The following is an 18414-nucleotide window of genomic DNA, read 5'->3' on the forward strand; positions in this document are numbered from 1 at the left end:
CACTGGCTCGAGGCCAGTAAGGCGACTGTACGCTGGGAAGCCAGTTCGTAATTATGGTGTCGTCTCTCGAACCGCCCGCACTAGATGGGGCTCGACGTTCGTCACGTAGACAGTATCGAGACGGTCAACCGAAATCAGTGGAACAACGTCGTCGACCAGTCGGATCTCAGCTGCGTCTATCATCGCTACGAGTGGCTTCGGGCAGTCGAGGAGGGACTCCCTCACGAGCCAAAACACCTCGTCGTCTCGAAACGCGGGAACCCGATCGCCGTCTTCCCGAACTTCGTCACCGACCTCGGGCGGATCAACCGGCTGAGTTCGATCAGGCCCGGCTACGGTGGGCCGGTCACGATGACCGACGAGGAGGAGGCACTCGAGTTGCTCCTCGACGCCGTCGAGGAGCTGTGCACGGGGCGGATCCTCTTCGACGAGATCAGGGCGTACGACCAGAACTACGTCCGCTATCACGAACTGCTCGAGGCCAAGGGGTACCGACCGACGATCCTCACCTGCCGATTCACGCTGGATCTCTCGCGTGGCTGGGAGACGCTGTTCTCCGAGATGGACGGAGAACGCAGGCGGGGGATCAGACGCGGCCACGACTCCGACTTCGAGGTCGTCGAGGAGGATCTCGACGGGCGAACACTCGAGGAGTTCTACCACGATTACGCGGCGGTGGCCGACCGCGTCGGCCTGCCGACGCATCCGCGATCCTTTTTCAGGGAGCTACACGAGTTCGACGACCGGATCGTGGTGTTCTCGCTCCGTGTCGACGGCGGAACGCAGGGCAGGTACATGTACCTGTTAGACGACGAACAGTCGACGCTCCAGCACCTCTTTACGGCCGTTACGGAGGACCACTTCGAGTACCACGCCCCGGAGTTGCTCCACGAACACGCGATCAAGTGGGGAATCGAGGAGGGCTACGACACCTACGAACTGCGCGGATCGCCGCCGGATTTCCGAAACGGCGTCTTCCGGTTCAAGGAGTACTTCGGGGCCGAGACGATCCCCCTTCTCGTCTACGAGCGCGGCCACCCCGCGCCCGCCCTGCCGGTATTGAACGCCGGGCGGACGATCTCGAGACGGCTCGAGTCCTGAAGTCGGCGGTCAATCCGCACCATTGGTTAGTTCCAGACCGTCTCGATTCCCGCATCGCGGATGATTTCGTCCGTCGTGATGATCGCATCCGTCTCTCACGTTCGAGACGTACCCACCCGTTCTCGTCGAGTCCCCGCCGACTTCGTCGGCGATTCGGATTTGGGGCTCGCCGTCGGCTGTGTATTCGTCCACCGGCTCGAGTCTCTCGATTTTACCGTCCGCTGCTCGAATGTGTTGCTGACATTGACGAGGTCGATCATCAGGCTACGAGAATAGTTGTTCTACACCACCGTCCGAGATCTGGACGAGGAAGAAGAGTATCAGGATAAGGGCGTACGCTATCACCACGATTCGAAGGATCCCAGCCGCTCGCTGGTGACGTTCGGGGAGTAGTTCCGGGACTCCCTGCAATATCCACAGTATCCCGAGGAGAAGCGCCGTATTCCCGAGACCGTAGCCCAAACCAAAATAGACGTACAGAGCAAAAAAGGGAAGGCTGACAGCAATGTAGCTCAGTCCCGTCCAGATCCCGTCGGGTTCTCTGAACAATCTCGTTTTCACTCGTTCCGTCGCTGATCGGTCGGTTGACACGAGACACGTCGGTGGTGACTACACGTTCACATATAGTTTCCGACCCGTAACTCTCGAAGAATGCGCTGTGTGAAAGCGGATCGACGAACTCACCTTGAACCATCACGACACTCGATTGCCGGGAATCACCGTCTCGCCCACCGCTCGAGTACCCACCAGTCTTGATTCGCTCACGAAACGTGGGCCACATGCAGCCCAACATGTATTGCACAGCGGCCCATAAGTTAACTATGGCAGCCGAGAACGTCCCCGAGTCGACGACCGTCAGCGATCGAGGGATGGTCACGATTCCGGCATCGTTGCGCCGGCGTCTCGACATCGAGGCGGGCGACAAAATTCGGTGGGACCTCGACGAGGACGGGAACCTTACGGTGGAAGTCGTCAAGCAGCGACACGGTGCGTTCGACGATTTCGATCCCGTTTCGATGGGCGGCGATGGGCTAGAAACGCACGATCTGGCAGGTCACGAATCCGACTCCGCGCGCTCGGAGGATTCGTAATGCGAGTCGCGGCCGTCGATACGGCGGTTCTCGTCGGGATGGTCGATGCCGACGACCGGAACCACGCCCCCGCGACGGAGATCGTTCGAGCGATGGACCACGGTGACCTCCCGGTGGGACGTGTGATCGACTACGTCATCCTCGAGACGTTGAACTGGATCCACAGCCGCCACCGTCACGAGAAAGCACACGAGACCTACGCTCGCCTGAACGAATCGGCCGGATTCGAGATCCACCACACAGCACAGAAGGACTTCCTGCGAGCACTCGAGCTATTCGAAACCCATGAGGGACTCTCATTCGGCGACGCATCGATCGTCGCGTACATGGAACGTGAAGGAATCGAATACGTCTATTCGTTCGACGACGACTTCGATGCCGTGGACGGAATTACTCGGTTGGACACTCCACATAATCCGTTCGGGTGATGGCGTTCGCAGCGATGTAGTCACCTCGACCGATGGACTGTAGCCGGCGATGAACCAGGACGTCACGACACACGATTCCCGGGAATAACCGTCCCACCCACCGCTCGAGCGGCTAATCCGACGTTTCGCCTTCCTCGATTGAGGACCCATCGCTTCCAGCGCTCGCCGTAGGGGACGAACTGTGCGACGTCGTGTTCGCGTGCCAGGTCGCGCTGGGCGGCCGGTCGGACGCCCATCAACATCTGAATCTGGAAGTCGGTATCGTGTCGGCGGGCCAGCCTCTGTGCGTGGTCGATCATCGCGGGGTCGTGAGTCGCGACGGCGATGGCGTCTCCACGCCGTCTGAACGCCCGCTCGAGGAGGGTTCGGTACGCGCGATCTCGCCGATCAGGATCGGTGTACGCGATCGCCTCCGGCCGGGGGTAGGCACCACCCTTGACGAGTCGCAGGGCTGCGTCGGTGTCGGCGAGTCGATCGAAGTCCTCTCGAGTGCGATAGAGGTCAGCCTGCAGGCAAACGCCGATTCCGTCCCCGTACGCCGCGGCGAGGTCGACGGTCGCCTCGAGCGTCGCCTCGACAGTTCCGTGTTCTTCCATGTCGAGCCAGACGAAGACGTCGCGGTCGCGGCCGCGTGAGACGATCCGCTCGAGTTCGCCTCGAAAGACGGAGTCATCGAGATCGAGTCCGAGCTGGGTCGGTTTGACCGAAATCGCGGCCTCACCCTCGAGCGTGGCGAGGCGGTCGGCGAGCGCGCGATACTCAGCGGCGTCGGCGCGGACGCTCGCCCTGTCGTCGTGGTGAGAGCCAAGCAGGTTCACCAGTGGGACGACTCCGTCGCGGTCGAGCCGGCGTGCGTACTCGAGCGCTTCGATCGCTCTCTCGCCAGCGACGAAACGGTTCGCGACGGGCGGGATCATAGCGGACGGACCACCCTCGAGCGGTTAGTTAGGGTGTCGTTTCGGGGTCGCCGTCTCGGTGGTCCTCGGTGCTCATCGTCTCGGCACCATCCCGCGATCTATGAGAGATGTAAACAATCCACACGAAGAAAAATTTATCTGCTCGGATACGGGAACGTCCTCGGTGGCTACGTCCCGCCACCGATCGGATCGGTTCTCGGCGATGCCGAGGTCGAGCGCCGGAAACTCGAGCAACTCGCGTCGGTGATCGATCGCGAACGCCCCGACGTGGTGTCGCTCCTCGAGATCGATCGGGGCTCACATCGGACCGTCACCGACTGCCAGTTTCGAACTCTCCTCGAGTCACTCCGGGAACGCGGACTTTCCTACGGCGGCGGCGTCGCCAACAAGTACAGCAACGGCGGGCTCGTCGAGTCGGTGCCGTTTTTCGGCCACCTCGCGAACGCTGTTCTCTCGCGGTCGGATCGACCGACGACGGCACACTATCTCTCAGCAGGTCGAAAGCGCCTCGTCCTCGAGGTCGACCTCGCCGCCGACGCGGTCTTGTTCGCCGTCCACCTCTCGCTTGGTGCCCGGAGTAGGGACGTCAGCTCCGCGAACTCGCCGAGCTGGTCGCCAGCCAGGCCGACGGGCGGGACGTGATCGTGACGGGCGATTTCAACACGTTCGACGAGACGGGTGAACTGGCCGACTTCGCGGATCGGACGGGACTCGAAATTCGCGTTCCCGGCGAAACCGTTCCGAAACGGCCCCTAGACGAGTTTTTCGTCGAGTCGCGAACGCTCGATCTCTTCCTGTGTTCGCCGACGATTGCCGTCGAGCGCTGTGACGTCCTCGAGACGGGACGCTGATCGGGCGGTCGCGAGACGGCCGGAACCCGGCGCGTTCTCGAGGGAGAGCCTGTTTCGACTCGTCTAAATCGGATGGATCTCCCGGTCTGGAGCCGACCTCGAGCGGGGCCCACGAGCGTTCAAAAGCCGAGAACGAGCGCCGAGACGCCGATGAAGATCACCATTCCGAAGACGTCGACGACGTTGGTGACGATCGGAATCGTGGTGTCGTCAGGGTCGATCCCCAGTCGGTAGGAGCCGTAGGTCGCTAGAAAACTGAAGACGATCGCGATGACGGCGACGGACATCCCGCTGACCAGCGAGATCACGAGCAACTGCGAGAGCGGGAGCGGCGAACCGATGACGATACCGAGCCCGTACGCGCCGACTGCGAGCGCCGAAAAGATCGTCGCCGCGAGCGCGAGGATGGCCGCGACGTTCGCCCACAGCACTCGATCGGACGGATCGAGTTCGGTCGTCCCCAGGTGAAAGCGCGTCGAGAGCCGCGAACTCAAGATCGCACCGAGGTTGCCGCCCATGTCGACCATCGTCGGCACCATCACGGCGAGGATCGCGTACTGGTTGAGCATCTCCTCGGCGCCCTCGAGAGTGATGCCAGCCCAGAGGACGATGATCGAGAGGACGATCAGCAACGGGAACATGTTCCCGACGATGCGCTTCCAGTTCCACGTGCCAAGCGAGCCGCCGCCGCCGACGACCATCAGACGATCACCTCGACGAACCCGATCGCGAACAGCATGAACACCATGCCGAAGATATCACCGAGCGTCGTCACGATCGGTCCGACGAGGTTGTCGGGGTCGTAGCCGTACGTGTAGCCGGCGAAGATCAGCGTGAGCAAGCCGAAGATCAACACGACCGACGTCAACGCGCCGGCGACCAACATAATGGCGACGAGTTCGTACAGCGCCGCGACCTCCCAGCCGAGTATCAGGAGGGCGAGCCAGGTGACGACGCCGATGACGATCGAGATACCGATCCCGTTGACGAACGAGGCGAGGACGGCGTTGACGAGTCGGTCGTCCCACCTAAAGCGCGGTTCGATCAGCCCCTGGTGGAGGCCGCTCGCGATACGTCCGCCGAGTGCGCCGTAGACGTTTCCTCGCGTGGCCAAAAACACGGGAATCATCACGAGTAGGCCGGGAAATCGCTCGACGCTCTCGATCATCCCCTCGAGTACCAGTCCGGCGAACAGTCCGCCGCCGAGTGCGACGAGCAAGACCGGTATCGCCTCCCGATAGATCGACCAGAAGTCACGCCGAACGCTCATACGGGTGAATCATCCAGTCGACTGTTAAGTTTACCGGGACGATCCCACGTTAGTGCGAGGAGACGCTCGAAACCGAACTCGTCGCTGGCGAGCCGACGCGAACGATCGTCGACTACGCCGAGGAAGGCGACGTCGACCACGTCGTCATCGGCAGTCATGGACGAGGGAATCGCACGCTACCTCCTCGGGAGCGTCGCGGAGGGGGTCGTTCGGCGCTCGCTCGTGCCGGTGACGGTCGTTCGTCCGTGAGATCGTTAACGAAATTACGGCCCGGCGTCTAGTCAGCGAAAATGAGCGTATCGCGCCGCTCGGTCCTCGGCGTCCTCGGCGTCGGTGCCCTCGGCGGACTCGCCGGGTGTACGATGCTCGACCAGACGGTTTCCCTCCGCCAGCTGGTGCTCGCGAACGAAGCGGACGACGAACGCGCCGTCAATCTCCTCGTCGAAGCGGACGGCACACTGGTCCACTGGGCGACAGAGACGGTTCCACCCGCGGACGGGACCGTTCCCGGCACCATCCAGATCGGCTGCACCTGGCCAGTCGACGTCCCGAGTTACCGGCTGTCGGCCCGACTGGACGGCGAATCGGAGTGGGAGAGCTGGGAGATCGACGCCACAGCGGTCCACGACGACGGCGAACTCTGTCGACGCGTCACGATCGACGACGACGGCGAGATCAGCGAGCAATCGATCACCCCGTGTCCGAGCGATCCGTCCGGCCTCGAGGCGATCGAGTTCACGTGCGACGATCGGTCGGCCAGATAACCTCCTCGAGAGAGCGCTCAGAGCGAGACAACGGCGACGACGAGCCAGGCGACACCGATTCCGGCGAGCGAGAGGACGAGGTTGCCCGCCGCGTTTACGACCGCGAGCCGGCGGTCACCGCGTTCGTACAGCTGGACCGTCTCGACGGAAAACGAGGAGAACGTCGTGAACGCGCCACAGGCGCCGATCCCGAGCAACTGGATGGTCGACTCGCCAGCGCCGGCGAAGATCGCCAGCGCGAAGACGAAGCTGCCGATCACGTTCACCGCGAGCGTCGGCCACGGGAATCGCTCGCTCGAGAGGTGGAGATAGATCCCGTGGCGCAACACGGCACCGATGGCGCCGCCGGTGCCGACGACGTGGGCGGGTTCGGGATCGAACGCGACGAACTCCGAGAGAAGCGGGAGAGCCACGAGGGCAGCGCCGACACCGGAGATCACGCCGTCTCACCGCCGTTTTCCGCAGTCGCGGTCGAGCCGCCGGTTACCCGGCGTGCGAGCGTTCGACTCGCGAGGACGCCCGCGAACCCGAGCCCGTAGTTACCCAGGACGATAGCGACGAGTACGAGCGGTTCCGCGGGACCCGCGGTGATCCCGGTCTGGATCGCGAACGTGCTGTAGGTGGTCAGCGAGGAGAGGAATCCGGTCGTAAAGACGATGCGGGACGTTCGGTCGACGAGGCCGGTGTACTGGGCCTCGTAGACGAAGAATCCGAGTGCGAAACTGCCGAGGATGTTGACGAGCAAGACGGCCAGAACGTCAGGAAAGACGCCGAGTGCGAAAAACCGGAGGTTAGCACCGGCGAAGCCGCCGATAGCGATCAGTGCGAGCGTCTCGAGTCGAACGAGGGGGTGGTCGTCTGCCATGGCTGGTGGTCACAGGGACCGTCAGCCGCCCTCGCGGTCGTCGAGACGTCGACGTGGCGACACCGACGGGACGTCTCGCCACAGAGGAAGTCGGCAGTTGGGTCGGGCGGGCCCCATCGCCCGGATATCGCAGGGTTCTCGAGGAACCCGTATCAGAATTTCGGAACGCGAATCGACCGGGTCGGATCTGGGCTCCGACTCCGTCGCGCCGAAGGAAAAGACCCAAGTTTAGACTGACTCTAATCGGTGACATGGTCGACGACGCCGCGGACGGGAGAGGCGGGTTCGTTCGAGCCTCGTGGGCGAACGTCCTCGGCAACGCGGTGAAGATTCTCGTCGAGGGTGCGGCCGGACTCGCCTTCGGGAGCGTCGCCCTGGTCGCGGACGCGGCACACTCCGTCGCCGACCTGGTCGCGAGCGTCGTCGTGCTCGTCTGGGGACGGAGTTCCTTCGAGGAACCCGACGACACGCATCCACACGGTCACGACCGGATCGAACCGTTGACGGCGCTGTTCGTCGGCGCGGTGATCGCAGTACTCGGGCTGTATCTGTTCTACGAATCCGTCCAGGGGCTCGTCTTCCCGGACCCACCCGCGGCCAGCCCGCTGTTGCTCGGCGCGCTCGGCTTTGCGATCGCCGATATGTACCTCGTCTACCGCTACACGGAGTACGTCAACGCCGGTCTCGGCTCGACCGCTCTCGAGGCGCTCGCGACGGACTGTCTGAACGATATCTACACCTCGTTCGCGGCGGTCGTCGGCGTTTTCGGCGTTCTGTTCGGTCACCCGGTGCTCGATCCGCTCGCCGGCGCACTCGTCAGCGTTCTCGTCGTCTACCAGGGCGTCGAGATCGGCCGCGAGAACGTCGAGTACCTCACCGGCGCCGCCGCGGACGCCGACCAGCGCGCCGAGATCACGGGAGCGCTTCGGGACCACCCCGCGGTCGAGGGCGTCCACGATCTAACCGTCTTCTACGACGGCACCGTCCTCGAGGTCGAGGTCCACGTGGAAGTCGACGGCGACATGCCGTTCCGGCGGGCCCACGACATCGAATCCGACCTCATCGACCGCCTACGGGGACTCGAGGACGTCGGCGACGCCCACATCCACCTCGATCCGTCGGGGATCGGCGAGTGGAAAGACCGGGACGACAACCGGTGACGCCCCGTCTCGCCCAGTGGACGTTTCCAGAGCTTCTGTTCGCGCGTTTCCGCTTTCCGACCGAACCAGAGCGTAGGCGAAATTCGTGACGCGAATCCGAGCCACGCTGACGTGGCGCGCCGATTGCGCTGGTCGTCCTGAGCTACGGCCCTTCGACGGCCGATTCGTCGATTCGTCGCCCCTCGAGGGCCGCCTCGCCGGTGGTGGTACTCTCGTCTCGGTCGGCCGAAACTGGTGGCCGGGGGAGCGTTACGACGACCGTCGTCCCCGCCGGGCCAGTTTCGGCGAGCTCGACGGAGCCCCCGTATCTGTCCGCCAGGATCCGGACGAGGTAGAGCCCGAGCCCGTGATTTCGTGACTTTCGGTCGAACAGCGATCCGCGCCACTGTTCCGGAATGCCCGGACCATCGTCCGAGACGGCAACGGTTGCCGCCTCCGGCGTCGTCTCGACGCTCAGATCGACGTGGGGCCTCTCCGAGTCGTTGTGGACGATCGCGTTCTCGAGGAGATTTTCGAAGATTCGCTCGATGCCGTCGTTGCCGACGACGACCGCAGTGTCGGGCAGAGACGTATCGATTTCGGCGTGGGCGTGCTCGTCTCGAGCGGCCGAAACCGTGGCCTCGAGCAGTTCCGCGAGGTCGACCGTCGACAGTCGGTCGGGACACTCGTTCGCGTCGAGCAGAAGTCGAACGTCCTCGACGACGGCCGTGAGCGCATCGCTCTCCTGGCTGATCGCCTCGAGTCGCGTTCGCGTTCGGTCGTCCCGGCTTCCATCGAGGAGCATCGTCGCGTGACCGCGGACGATCTGAACGCTGTTGAGCACCTCGTGTCGCAAGAGATCGTTCAGATAGCGAAGCAGTTCGCGCTCGTGTGCGAGTCGGTCGGTGTGGGCGGCGTTGGCGGCCGCATCGGCCTCGCGGCGGATCGCTCTCGCCTCGTGGACCCCGACGGCGACCCCGCCGAACGCCCCGGCGGTGACGACGACGTGAACCCAGACGACGGCCCGGAAGCGATCGACCGGGGTGAAGAGACCGAGTGCGAGGGCGCCGACAAGTAACAGGACGAGGGGACCGGCGAGACACCAGCCAGCGATTCGACCGTATCGGTCAGGCCCGAGAGCACTCCGCTCGAGTCGCCACCCACCCCAGAGCAGGCCCAGAGTCAAAAGAGCGATCGTCCCCGCGCCGAGTGCACCCTCGACACCGAGGGTCGATCGAAACGCGACGAGCCAGGACAGGAGGACAACACCGGAGAGCCCACCGAATGCACTAACGGCGTACGGGAAGCGGTGGTCGATCGTGCGGCGGGTCGGCGGTTCTCCGATCATCGTCCACTACCGGCGGTTCGCGCCGTGCGGTAATCGGGCGTCCCTACCGCCCTTTACAAACTGAGACGTGAAGTCTGTACCGACTTGTCACGGTCTCGCACGGTCCGGTGTAACGTGATCGTGCCCTCGTTTACTTCCCAGTGATCGATCGGCCGCGGACGGGCGACCTGGCCGACGCCAGCCTTTAACCCCTCCGACGATGGGCTACTGGTATGGAATCAGGTTCCGTCCGAGCGGTTACGGCCGGCGACTGTACGGACCTCTACTACCTCGATACCGGGATGTACGACGCCGACGGCTACGGCGCCGTCTACGTTCTCGACGACGACGACCGCCCCGTCGTCGTCGAAACCGGGATCGGCACCAACCACGAGCGGATCCTCGAGGCGCTTACCGAACTCGACATCGCTCGCGACGAACTGGCGGCGATCGCGGTCACCCACGTCCATCTGGACCACGCCGGCGGCGCGGGGTTTCTCGCACGAGCGTGCCCGAACGCGGACGTCTACGTTCCGGCAGTGGGTGCGAGTCACCTCGCCGATCCCTCGGCGCTGGTCGCCGGAACGAAAGCCGCCGTCGGCGACCAGTGGGAGTTCTACACCGAACCCGAGCCGGTCCCCGAAGATCGGGTCGTCGAGATCGAGGACGGCGACGTGATCGACTTCGGCGATCACGAACTGCGCGTCCACGAGGCACCCGGCCACGCCTTCCACCAGGTCGTCTTCGCGGATCCCGAAAACGACGCGGTCTTCACCGGCGACGCCGCAGGTCTCTGGGCCCCCGAGCACGAACGGATCGTCGAGACCTCTCCGCCGTCTGACTTCGACCTCGAACAGTGTCTCGCCGACCTCGAGACGATCGCCGAGATCGATCCCGACGTGCTCTGTTACACCCACTTCGGTCCCCGCGAGGTCGGTGACGACCTCGATCGCGCCCTCGAGGAGTACGCGACCGTCCTCGAGGAGTGGGTCGCCGACGTCGCGGCGGCCCGCGAGGAGTGCGAAGACGATGAGGCGGTCGTCGAGCAGTTCGCTGCGTCCACCGACCTCGGGGAGGTCTGGAACGAACGCAAGGCCAGCGCCGAGGCGGCGATGAACGCCCGCGGCGTACTCGGCTACCTCGACGATCGGGACTGATCGCTCGAGGAGAACCGCCAGTCGCACGGACGGCGACGACCCAACCGATCGGAGTAAGCCGATCGTTTCCGTCGGAGACGTGGTCTCGTTACCGGTCGACCGACGACGGTCACAACAATAAACGGTGTTGGCTCGGTTCCACGTTTCATCACGTTTTATCGTACGGGACCTGTTCACATACGGTATGGACTGGCGGGAGGCAGAACGGGAGTACGACGATGAGGTGATCGGCGAGACGACGCTCGGTCGGATGTTCGAGGACGCGGCCGAACGACACAGAAATCGACCAGCACAGCGGTACAAGGGTGGCGTCTACGATCGGTCGCTGACCGACGACGTCGTCCCCCCCGCGACACCTGGCGCGTTCGGGGCGATCTCCTACGCCGAGATGCGCAGTATCGTCCGGACGCTCGCGGCGGGGTTTCGCGACCTCGGCCTCGAGACCGGGGACCGGGTTGGACTCTTCGCCGATACCAGAATGGAGTGGGCACAGTGTGATTTCGCCCTGCTCTGTGCGGGCGGCGTCGTGACGACCGTCTACACCGGCTCGTCGTCCGATCAGGTCCGGTATCTACTCGACGACCCTGGCGCCTCCGGCGTCGTCGTCGAGAACGAGGACCTTCTCGAGACCGTCCTCGAGGTCGAAGACGACCTCGATCTCAAGTTCGTCGTCTCGATGGACGAACTCGAGGGGTACGACGACCGCGAGGACGTGTTGACTCTCGGCGACCTTCACGAGCGCGGCGAGGAGGCACTCGATCTCGAGACGTATCAGGGGTGGGTCGACGAGCCGAAGATGGACGACCTGGCGAGTCTGATCTACACGAGCGGAACGACTGGACAGCCAAAGGGAGTCAAACTCACCCATCGAAACTTCCGGGCGAACGTCAACCAGATTCGCAAACGGTACGGGCCGCGCCCGGACAAGGACGACGGCCTACCCACGATCGACGAGAGCGTCCAGTCGGTCTCGTACCTGCCCCTAGCACATGTCTTCGAACGGACCGCAGGCCACTTCCTCCTCTTGGCCAGCGGCGCCTGTATCGCCTACGCCGAAGATCCGGACACGCTTCAGGACGACTTCGAGGCAGTCGAGCCGAACACGGCGACGAGCGTCCCCCGCGTCTACGAGAAGATTTACGACGCGATCCGCGAGCAAGCCAGCGAGTCGTCGATAAAACAGCGGATCTTCGAGTGGGCGACCGACGTCGGCGTCGAGTATCAGCGGGCGGAGTCGCCCGGACCGGTTCTCTCGGCCAAGCGGTCGGTCGCCGACAGGCTGGTCTTCTCGACGGTTCGTGAGGCGCTCGGCGGAAACATCGAGCTCCTGATCAGCGGCGGTGGAAGCCTCTCGCCCGAACTCTGCCAACTCTATCACGCCATGGGATTGCCGATCTACGAGGGGTACGGACTCACCGAGACCGCGCCCGTCGTCTCGGTCAATCCGCCGGAGGAGCCGAAGATCGGGACGATCGGCCCGGCGCTGCCCGGCGTCGAGATCGAGATCGACGAGAGCATCGTCGACCAGGAGGCGTTCGACGATCCCGGCGACGTCGGCGAACTCCTCGTTCGCGGACCGAACGTCGCCGACGGCTACTGGAACAAGCCCGCCGCAACCGACCGCGCCTTTACGACGGATCTCCGGGCCAGCGACGGAGGGGAACTGACCGAACACACCGGTGACGGCCAGTGGTTTCGCACCGGCGACGTCGTCCACCGCCGCGAGGACGGCTACCTCGAGTTCCGCGAACGGACGAAACAGATCATCGTCCTCTCGACGGGCAAGAACGTCGCACCGGCACCGATCGAGGACGCGTTCGCCGCCAGTGAGGTCGTCGAACAGTGTATGGTCGTCGGTGACGAACGAAAATTCATCGGCGCGTTGCTCGTCCCGAACACGGATCACGTTCGAGAGTGGGCCGAGACCGAGGGGATCGAACTCCCCGACGATCCGGCGACACTCTGTGAGAACGAGCGCGTCCGCGAGTACGTCGGTGAGGAAGTCGAACGCGTCAACGAGGAGTTCGAGCGCCACGAGACGATAAAGCGGTTCGAACTCGTCCCGCGAGAGTTCACCGAGGAAAACGACATGCTCACGCCGACGATGAAGAAGAAACGCCGCGTTATCATGGACCGATTCGCCGATCGAGTCGATCGACTGTACGACGAACAGTGACGGACCACTCGCGGTCGTTCGACATGTGATACGGTCTACGGTAACTGATTGCCGGTCGATCGCCCGCCGTTTCGCGATCGGCCGGTACCGACGCATCACGGTTCGGACGAACCGCCATCGAAAAAACGGAAGTCGTTGTCGGAATCAGTCGGCGGCCGCTTCGACCGTCTCGCCGTCGTCTTCGCGGTAGTGTTCCTCGATGAGATCCTCGCCGATACGGTTGAGTTCCTCCTTTGGCAGCATCGACAGCAGGTCCCAGCCGATCTCGAGGGTCTCGTCGATCGATCGGTTCGTGTCGTACCCCTGCTCGACGAACTCCTCTTCGAAGCGGTCGGCGAAGTCGAGGTACTTGTTGTCACGCTCGCTGAGTGCCTCGCGACCGACGATGTTCACGAGGTCGCGGAGGTCTTTCCCCTCCGCGTAGGCGGCGAACAGCTGGTCTTTGACGTCGGCGTGGTCGGCACGGGTGAGTCCCTCACCGATCCCGTCGTCCATTAGCCGCGAGAGGCTGGGTGAGACGTTGATCGGCGGCTCGACCCCCTGACTGTTCAGATCCCGATCCATCATGATCTGGCCTTCGGTAATGTAGCCGGTCAGGTCAGGAATCGGGTGCGTGTCGTCGTCGCCGGGCATCGTCAGGATCGGAATCTGTGTGACCGATCCCTCGCGGCCTTCGATTCGACCCGCCCGCTCGTAGAGCTGGGCCAGGTCCGTGTACATGTATCCGGGGTAACCACGTCGACCCGGAACCTCCTCGCGTGCGGCACCGATCTCTCGCAGTGCCTCACAGTAGTTGGTCATGTCAGTCAGGATCACGAGCACGTGATACCCTTTCTCGAAGGCGAGATACTCCGCCGTCGTCAGCGCCATCCGCGGCGTGACCGTCCGCTCGACTGCGGGGTCGTCCGCGAGGTTCATGAAGACGACCGAACGCTCGAGTGCGCCGGTGCGTTCGAAGTCGTCCATGAACTCGTTTGCCTCCTCGGCGGTGATCCCCATCGCGCCGAAGATGACCGCGAACTCCGAGCCCTCTTCACCGTCCTCTTCTTCCTCCGGGACGGTCGCCTGTCGGGCGATCTGGAGTGCGAGGTCGTTGTGTGGGAGCCCCGAGCCCGAGAAGATCGGGAGCTTCTGACCGCGAACGAGGGTGTTCATGCCGTCGATCGCGCTGACGCCCGTCTGGATGAACTCCTCGGGATACTCCCGGGAGTAGGGGTTGATCGCCGCGCCGACGATGTCCTGGCGTTCTTCCGGAACGATGTCCGGGCCGCCGTCGATCGGGTTCCCGGAGCCGTCTAAGACCCGCCCGAGGAGGTCCTCGGTGACGGGCATCTTCATCGTCTCGCCCAAGAACCGAACCGAAGCGTTTCGATCGATACCGCCGGTGCCTTCGAACACCTGAATCGAGACGAGTCCGTCACTCGACTCGAGTACCTGTCCGCGCAAGGTGTCGCCCTGTGGCGTCTCGATTTCGACGATCTCGTCGTAGCCGATCGGCTCGTCGACTTCGGCAAACACCAACGGACCGCTGACTTCCGTAATTGTCTGATATTCTTTCATGGCTAGTAGAGCTCCCTGATCTGGGACTCGAGAGAGTCCTCGATGTCGTCGATGAACTCGTTCCACTCCTCGGCGACGCCGATACGGTTGAGCCGCGGGGCGGCGTCGACGTCAGCGATCTCCTCGACCGGCACACCGGCGTCGAGTGCGTTGAACGCTTCGTCGTTGAACGTCTTGATCGCCTGGAGCATCCGGTACGTTTTCTCCGGTTCGCAGTAGGTGTCCGTGTCGTTGAACGCGTCCTGTTGGAGCCACGCCTCGCGGATGTACCGAGAGACCTCCAGCGTCAGCTGCTGGTCCTCCGGCAGCGCGTCCTTGCCGACGAGCTGAACGATCTCCTGGAGTTCGGCTTCCTCGTCCAGAACGTCGACCGCCCACTGGCGGATCTCCGGATAGTCCTCCGCGACGTTCTCTCGGTACCAGGGATCGAGCTGTTGGCTGTACAGTGAGTACGACTCGTTCCAGTTGATCGACGGGAAGTGGCGTTTCTCGGCGAGGTCCGCATCCAGCGCCCAGAACGTCTTGACGATCCGCAGGGTGTTCTGGGTCACCGGCTCGGAGAAGTCGCCGCCGGGCGGCGACACTGCGCCGACGACCGAGATCGAACCCACGTCGCCGTTGAACAGCTGGAACAGTCCCGCTCGCTCGTAGAACTCCGAGAGCGACGCGGCGAGATACGCAGGATAGCCCTCTTCGCCGGGCATCTCCTCGAGTCGACTCGAGATCTCGCGCATGGCCTCTGCCCACCGCGAGGTGGAGTCGGCCATCAGCGCGACGTCGTAGCCCATGTCTCGGTAGTACTCCGCGATCGTGATCCCGGTATAAATACAGGATTCGCGGGCTGCGACTGGCATATTCGACGTGTTCGCGATGAGACACGTCCGGGCCATCAGCGGGTTCCCGGTCTGTGGGTCCGGCAGTTCCGGGAAGTCCTCGATGACTTCCGTCATCTCGTTGCCACGCTCACCACAGCCGATGTAGACGACGATGTCGGCGTCGGACCACTTCGCGAGTTGCTGTTGCGTGACGGTCTTGCCGGAGCCAAAGGGTCCGGGAATCGCCGCCGTCCCACCTTTCGCGAGCGGGAAGAGGCCGTCCTGGATTCGCTGGCCCGTCACCAGCGGATCGGTCGGCGTCATCTTGTCGCCGGCGGGCCGAGCCTCACGAACCGGCCACTCCTGGTGCATCGAGATCTCCTCGCCGCTGGAGAGTTCGACGACCGTCTCCTCGACGGTGAACGATCCCGCCTCGATGGAGACGACCTCGCCACCCTCGTAGTCGGGGGGCACCATCACTTTGTGCTCGATCGTGACCGTCTCGGGGACCGTCCCGACGACGTCACCGGGCTCGACCGTCTCGCCTTCCGAGACCTCGGGCGTAAACTCCCAGCTCTTCTCGAGGTCGATGCCGGGTGCGTCGACGCCCCTGTCGAGGAACGCCGACCCCATCTTCGACTCGAGGACGTCGAGCGGACGCTGGACGCCGTCGTAGATGGAGTCGAGCATTCCGGGTCCGAGGTCGACGCTCAGGGGTTCGCCCGTGTTCTGGACGGGTTCACCCGGGCCGACGCCGGACGTCTCCTCGTAGACCTGAATCGTGGTCAGGTTCCCTTCGATCTCGATGACCTCGCCCATCAGCCCTTCGTCGCCGACGTAGACGACGTCGTTCATCCGGGCGTCGAGGTCCGTGGCGGTCACGACGGGACCGCTCACGCTTTCGATTACACCGTCTTCGTCGACGGATTCGATGTCTTCTGCCTGGCTCATAGTTTACTCGTTGTCTTCCTCGTCCTCTTCCATGAGGTCGATACCGATCGCGCGTTTGATCTGATCGCGCAGTCCGCCGCCACCCGTACCGGAGCCGATGGTGACGACGACCGGTTCGACGCTCGTTTCGACGTCCTGTCTGACGTTCCGCGAGAGGTGCTCGAGGTCGTCGTCGTGCATCACGACGATGCCGACGCCCTCGTCGTCTAGAACCGTCGTGACGGCGTCGTCTAACTCTGTCCCTTTCTGCTCGTCGGCGACGTTCTCGAACCGGCGAACGCCGGCGAGTCTGAATCCGGTCGTAAACTCGGGGTCGCCGACGACTGCGATCTCCTGGCTCATAGGATCACCAACTCCTCTTCGATCTCGCTCTCTGAAAGGCCGACCTCCCGGCCACGAGCGATCGCACGGATGTTCTCGACCTCGCGTTCTTTCGCGAGAATGTACGATAAGACGGCCGACACCGATACCGGATAGATACTCGAGAGCGTATCCGAGTACTCGAGCAACGCCGCGTCGAGTGCGTGTTCGAACTGGATGAGACTCTCGGCCTCGCGCAGTCGAGTAAGGGCACTCGAGAGTCGGTCACCGTAGCGTTTGCTCTCGGCGATATGGTCGACGAGTTCGTCGTAGTCGGTGACGAGTCGCGAAAGCTCCGAGCGGTCGAAGAGAACGCCTCCTTCGATGTAGTACTCGGTGGGCTCGAGGTCGGCACCGCTTCGGGCGAGGCGCAAGGCGTTCCGGGCGTTCCGGAAGTCGATCTCGGCCTGCAGGAACTCGACGTAGAGCGCTTCCGGACCGGACTGTGGCTCGGTGAACGACAGATCGTACGATCCACTCAGGTCCTCGATGAGGCGTTCGTAGAACTCCCTGTCGAGGGCGTTCTCGAGTGGAACCAGCGCGCCGCTTTCCTCGTACTCCTCGTAGGCCGACTCGAGTGCGTCGTGGAAGATCGTCCGATTGAAGATCTCGACGACGTCCTCGACGGTATCCGCCTCGAGTGCACGATCGAGCGTCGCGTCGTCGATCTCGCCGGCCCGGATGAGATCGGTTTCGATCTCGTCGGCCGGCGTGTCGGTGTAGACGCCGCGAATGATCGTCTTGATGTTCCAGACGTCGAACTTCCGGAGGTAGCGGGCGATGAGGTCGTAGAGTCGACCCTCCGACCAGTCCAGTAAGTCGTCGAAGTGCTTCGCGAGATTCTGATTCAGCGCGTACTCGATCAGGTCGACTCCCGAAAACCGCGTTCCGAGCTGGTTGATCTCGCGTTCGTACTCCGATTCCTCCATGAACCGTGCGATCCCGCTTGGCCCCATCCGGATCAGCTTGCGGTAGTCCTCGTCCGCGAACAGCGACGCTCGACGCGACCGAACGCGGCCGTTGACGTACTCCGGATTCGAGGCACCGAAACTCATTGGTCGAAGAGGCGGTTGCTGATCTCCCGGAGGTTCTCTTCCCAGACGTCCTCGAGGACCGAGTCGAACGTGTTGTTGACCCGGACTCGGGATTCCTCGCTCTCGACGACGACGCCGCCGAGACAGTCGTAGGGACCGGCGTACTCGTAGTCGGCGTACTCCTCATCGGAGAGGATCGACTCGATCAGCTCTGCGTCTCCCTCGCGACCGTAGACACTGACGTCGTCGCCCGCTTCGAACTCGACGCTCGCGACGTCGAGCAGCTCACGAGTGAGCTGTTCACGCTCCTCGTCCTCGAGCGTCGCGAGTTCGTCTTCGACTGCTTCACGGACGTCTCCGAGGACGTCACGCCGGGCCTCCAGGCGTTGTTGTTTCGCCTCCAGTTTCGCACTGGAGAGTCGCTGTTCGCGAAGCTGTTCGATCTCGCGATCGACCTCGCGCTCCGCGCTCTCGAGGATCTCGTCGGCATCCGCTTCGGCCGCGTCGACGATCTCCTCGGCGCGGGTTTCACCCTCTGAACGGATGTCTTCCGCACGCGCGCGGGCCTCGTCTCGAATGTCTTCGACGACTGTGTCCAAACTCATTGT

21 protein-coding genes and 1 pseudogene are annotated in these 18414 nt (G+C 63.5%); 10 read left to right on the forward strand and 12 right to left on the reverse strand.

All coding sequences use genetic code 11. The features are described 5' to 3' along the window. Positions 1–84: 84 nt before the first annotated feature. The gene (locus FYC77_RS08730) at positions 85–1101 is read left to right on the forward strand and encodes a GNAT family N-acetyltransferase (RefSeq protein ID WP_149081119.1); all 1017 of its coding nucleotides are present in this window, start codon (positions 85–87) and stop codon (positions 1099–1101) included. 264 nt (positions 1102–1365) lie between these two features. On the opposite strand, the gene FYC77_RS08735 is transcribed toward FYC77_RS08730, so the two are convergent. Further along, positions 1366–1692, reverse strand: a complete 327-nt coding sequence (locus tag FYC77_RS08735) for a hypothetical protein (protein WP_149081120.1) — start codon at positions 1690–1692, stop codon at positions 1366–1368. Between the two features lie 230 nt (positions 1693–1922). On the opposite strand from FYC77_RS08735, the gene FYC77_RS08740 reads away from it, so the two are divergent. Next, positions 1923–2192, forward strand: coding sequence for an AbrB/MazE/SpoVT family DNA-binding domain-containing protein (locus tag FYC77_RS08740; protein WP_149081121.1), 270 nt, complete (start codon positions 1923–1925; stop codon positions 2190–2192). Next, positions 2192–2620, forward strand: coding sequence for a type II toxin-antitoxin system VapC family toxin (locus FYC77_RS08745; RefSeq protein WP_149081122.1), 429 nt, complete (start codon positions 2192–2194; stop codon positions 2618–2620). The genes FYC77_RS08740 and FYC77_RS08745 overlap by 1 nt, the downstream gene beginning before the upstream one ends. A 62-nt stretch (positions 2621–2682) precedes the next feature. Here FYC77_RS08745 and FYC77_RS08750 read toward each other — a convergent pair whose 3' ends face one another. Continuing rightward, the gene (locus FYC77_RS08750; protein WP_149081123.1) at positions 2683–3537 is read right to left on the reverse strand and encodes a proline dehydrogenase family protein; all 855 of its coding nucleotides are present in this window, start codon (positions 3535–3537) and stop codon (positions 2683–2685) included. Positions 3538–3780: 243 nt separating this feature from the next. On the opposite strand from FYC77_RS08750, the gene FYC77_RS20660 reads away from it, so the two are divergent. Then, complete coding sequence (locus tag FYC77_RS20660; RefSeq protein WP_238386859.1) at positions 3781–4179, forward strand: hypothetical protein; 399 nt, start codon at positions 3781–3783, stop codon at positions 4177–4179. 2 nt (positions 4180–4181) lie between these two features. Then, on the forward strand, positions 4182–4388 hold the full coding sequence (locus FYC77_RS20665; protein ID WP_238386861.1) for a hypothetical protein: 207 nt from the start codon (positions 4182–4184) through the stop codon (positions 4386–4388). A gap of 119 nt (positions 4389–4507) precedes the next feature. Here FYC77_RS20665 and FYC77_RS08760 read toward each other — a convergent pair whose 3' ends face one another. Both FYC77_RS08760 and FYC77_RS08765 read right to left on the reverse strand, forming a co-directional pair. After that, positions 4508–5089 carry a magnesium transporter gene (locus FYC77_RS08760; protein WP_149081124.1) on the reverse strand — a complete coding sequence of 194 codons (582 nt, stop codon included), beginning with the start codon at positions 5087–5089 and terminating at the stop codon, positions 4508–4510. Beyond that, positions 5089–5658, reverse strand: coding sequence for a magnesium transporter (locus FYC77_RS08765; RefSeq protein ID WP_149081125.1), 570 nt, complete (start codon positions 5656–5658; stop codon positions 5089–5091). Before FYC77_RS08765 ends, FYC77_RS08760 begins: the two co-directional genes overlap by 1 nt. Positions 5659–5723: 65 nt before the next feature. On the opposite strand from FYC77_RS08765, the pseudogene FYC77_RS08770 reads away from it, so the two are divergent. Further along, positions 5724–5907 (forward strand): annotated as a pseudogene (locus tag FYC77_RS08770) (universal stress protein); the annotation flags it as partial. Between the two features lie 41 nt (positions 5908–5948). Further along, positions 5949–6422 carry a hypothetical protein gene (locus tag FYC77_RS08775; RefSeq protein WP_149081126.1) on the forward strand — a complete coding sequence of 158 codons (474 nt, stop codon included), beginning with the start codon at positions 5949–5951 and terminating at the stop codon, positions 6420–6422. A gap of 17 nt (positions 6423–6439) precedes the next feature. Here the strand turns inward: FYC77_RS08775 and FYC77_RS08780 are convergent, their stop codons facing one another. Then, positions 6440–6859 carry a fluoride efflux transporter FluC gene (locus FYC77_RS08780; protein WP_149081209.1) on the reverse strand — a complete coding sequence of 140 codons (420 nt, stop codon included), beginning with the start codon at positions 6857–6859 and terminating at the stop codon, positions 6440–6442. After that, the gene (locus FYC77_RS08785; RefSeq protein WP_149081127.1) at positions 6859–7287 is read right to left on the reverse strand and encodes a fluoride efflux transporter FluC; all 429 of its coding nucleotides are present in this window, start codon (positions 7285–7287) and stop codon (positions 6859–6861) included. The genes FYC77_RS08780 and FYC77_RS08785 overlap by 1 nt, the downstream gene beginning before the upstream one ends. A gap of 251 nt (positions 7288–7538) precedes the next feature. Between FYC77_RS08785 and FYC77_RS08790 the strand changes: the two genes are divergently transcribed. Then, entirely contained in the window at positions 7539–8447 is a 909-nt protein-coding gene (locus FYC77_RS08790) for a cation diffusion facilitator family transporter (RefSeq protein ID WP_149081128.1), read from the forward strand. Positions 8448–8589: 142 nt separating this feature from the next. Here the strand turns inward: FYC77_RS08790 and FYC77_RS08795 are convergent, their stop codons facing one another. Continuing rightward, positions 8590–9774, reverse strand: coding sequence for a sensor histidine kinase (locus FYC77_RS08795; protein ID WP_149081129.1), 1185 nt, complete (start codon positions 9772–9774; stop codon positions 8590–8592). 212 nt (positions 9775–9986) lie between these two features. On the opposite strand from FYC77_RS08795, the gene FYC77_RS08800 reads away from it, so the two are divergent. Both FYC77_RS08800 and FYC77_RS08805 read left to right on the forward strand, forming a co-directional pair. Beyond that, positions 9987–10910, forward strand: a complete 924-nt coding sequence (locus FYC77_RS08800; RefSeq protein WP_149081130.1) for an MBL fold metallo-hydrolase — start codon at positions 9987–9989, stop codon at positions 10908–10910. A 184-nt stretch (positions 10911–11094) separates the two neighbouring features. Continuing rightward, positions 11095–13086 carry an AMP-dependent synthetase/ligase gene (locus FYC77_RS08805; RefSeq protein ID WP_149081131.1) on the forward strand — a complete coding sequence of 664 codons (1992 nt, stop codon included), beginning with the start codon at positions 11095–11097 and terminating at the stop codon, positions 13084–13086. A 144-nt stretch (positions 13087–13230) separates the two neighbouring features. Here the strand turns inward: FYC77_RS08805 and FYC77_RS08810 are convergent, their stop codons facing one another. Genes FYC77_RS08810 through FYC77_RS08830 form a run of 5 tightly spaced genes read right to left on the reverse strand, consistent with a single transcriptional unit; the run spans position 13231 to position 18411 of the window. Beyond that, positions 13231–14646 (reverse strand): ATP synthase subunit B, encoded by a 1416-nt coding sequence (locus FYC77_RS08810; protein WP_149081132.1) that lies wholly within the window; start codon positions 14644–14646, stop codon positions 13231–13233. Between the two features lie 2 nt (positions 14647–14648). Then, complete coding sequence (locus FYC77_RS08815) at positions 14649–16412, reverse strand: ATP synthase subunit A (RefSeq protein ID WP_149081133.1); 1764 nt, start codon at positions 16410–16412, stop codon at positions 14649–14651. 3 nt (positions 16413–16415) lie between these two features. Continuing rightward, on the reverse strand, positions 16416–16754 hold the full coding sequence (locus FYC77_RS08820; protein ID WP_149081134.1) for a V-type ATP synthase subunit F: 339 nt from the start codon (positions 16752–16754) through the stop codon (positions 16416–16418). Continuing rightward, the gene (locus FYC77_RS08825; RefSeq protein WP_149081135.1) at positions 16751–17827 is read right to left on the reverse strand and encodes a V-type ATP synthase subunit C; all 1077 of its coding nucleotides are present in this window, start codon (positions 17825–17827) and stop codon (positions 16751–16753) included. Before FYC77_RS08825 ends, FYC77_RS08820 begins: the two co-directional genes overlap by 4 nt. Next, the gene (locus FYC77_RS08830; RefSeq protein WP_149081136.1) at positions 17824–18411 is read right to left on the reverse strand and encodes a V-type ATP synthase subunit E; all 588 of its coding nucleotides are present in this window, start codon (positions 18409–18411) and stop codon (positions 17824–17826) included. The genes FYC77_RS08825 and FYC77_RS08830 overlap by 4 nt, the downstream gene beginning before the upstream one ends. Between the last annotated feature and the right edge of the window lie 3 nt (positions 18412–18414).

Source organism: Natrialba swarupiae (assembly GCF_008245225.1).
Lineage (GTDB): Archaea > Halobacteriota > Halobacteria > Halobacteriales > Natrialbaceae > Natrarchaeobius > Natrarchaeobius swarupiae.

What these genes read in the sequence shown, in the direction of transcription:
- FYC77_RS08775 (WP_149081126.1), top strand. Translation starts at nt 5,949, where the DNA reads ATGAGCGTATCGCGCCGCTCGGTCCTCGGCGTCCTCGGCGTCGGTGCC.
- FYC77_RS08740 (WP_149081121.1), top strand. Translation starts at nt 1,923, where the DNA reads ATGGCAGCCGAGAACGTCCCCGAGTCGACGACCGTCAGCGATCGAGGG.
- FYC77_RS08810 (WP_149081132.1), bottom strand. Translation starts at nt 14,646, where the DNA reads ATGAAAGAATATCAGACAATTACGGAAGTCAGCGGTCCGTTGGTGTTT.
- FYC77_RS08825 (WP_149081135.1), bottom strand. Translation starts at nt 17,827, where the DNA reads ATGAGTTTCGGTGCCTCGAATCCGGAGTACGTCAACGGCCGCGTTCGG.
- FYC77_RS08795 (WP_149081129.1), bottom strand. Translation starts at nt 9,774, where the DNA reads ATGATCGGAGAACCGCCGACCCGCCGCACGATCGACCACCGCTTCCCG.
- FYC77_RS08750 (WP_149081123.1), bottom strand. Translation starts at nt 3,537, where the DNA reads ATGATCCCGCCCGTCGCGAACCGTTTCGTCGCTGGCGAGAGAGCGATC.
- FYC77_RS08815 (WP_149081133.1), bottom strand. Translation starts at nt 16,412, where the DNA reads ATGAGCCAGGCAGAAGACATCGAATCCGTCGACGAAGACGGTGTAATC.
- FYC77_RS08785 (WP_149081127.1), bottom strand. Translation starts at nt 7,287, where the DNA reads ATGGCAGACGACCACCCCCTCGTTCGACTCGAGACGCTCGCACTGATC.
- FYC77_RS08800 (WP_149081130.1), top strand. Translation starts at nt 9,987, where the DNA reads ATGGAATCAGGTTCCGTCCGAGCGGTTACGGCCGGCGACTGTACGGAC.
- FYC77_RS08790 (WP_149081128.1), top strand. Translation starts at nt 7,539, where the DNA reads ATGGTCGACGACGCCGCGGACGGGAGAGGCGGGTTCGTTCGAGCCTCG.
- FYC77_RS08745 (WP_149081122.1), top strand. Translation starts at nt 2,192, where the DNA reads ATGCGAGTCGCGGCCGTCGATACGGCGGTTCTCGTCGGGATGGTCGAT.
- FYC77_RS08730 (WP_149081119.1), top strand. Translation starts at nt 85, where the DNA reads ATGGGGCTCGACGTTCGTCACGTAGACAGTATCGAGACGGTCAACCGA.
- FYC77_RS08760 (WP_149081124.1), bottom strand. Translation starts at nt 5,089, where the DNA reads ATGGTCGTCGGCGGCGGCGGCTCGCTTGGCACGTGGAACTGGAAGCGC.
- FYC77_RS08820 (WP_149081134.1), bottom strand. Translation starts at nt 16,754, where the DNA reads ATGAGCCAGGAGATCGCAGTCGTCGGCGACCCCGAGTTTACGACCGGA.
- FYC77_RS08765 (WP_149081125.1), bottom strand. Translation starts at nt 5,658, where the DNA reads ATGAGCGTTCGGCGTGACTTCTGGTCGATCTATCGGGAGGCGATACCG.
- FYC77_RS08805 (WP_149081131.1), top strand. Translation starts at nt 11,095, where the DNA reads ATGGACTGGCGGGAGGCAGAACGGGAGTACGACGATGAGGTGATCGGC.
- FYC77_RS08830 (WP_149081136.1), bottom strand. Translation starts at nt 18,411, where the DNA reads ATGAGTTTGGACACAGTCGTCGAAGACATTCGAGACGAGGCCCGCGCG.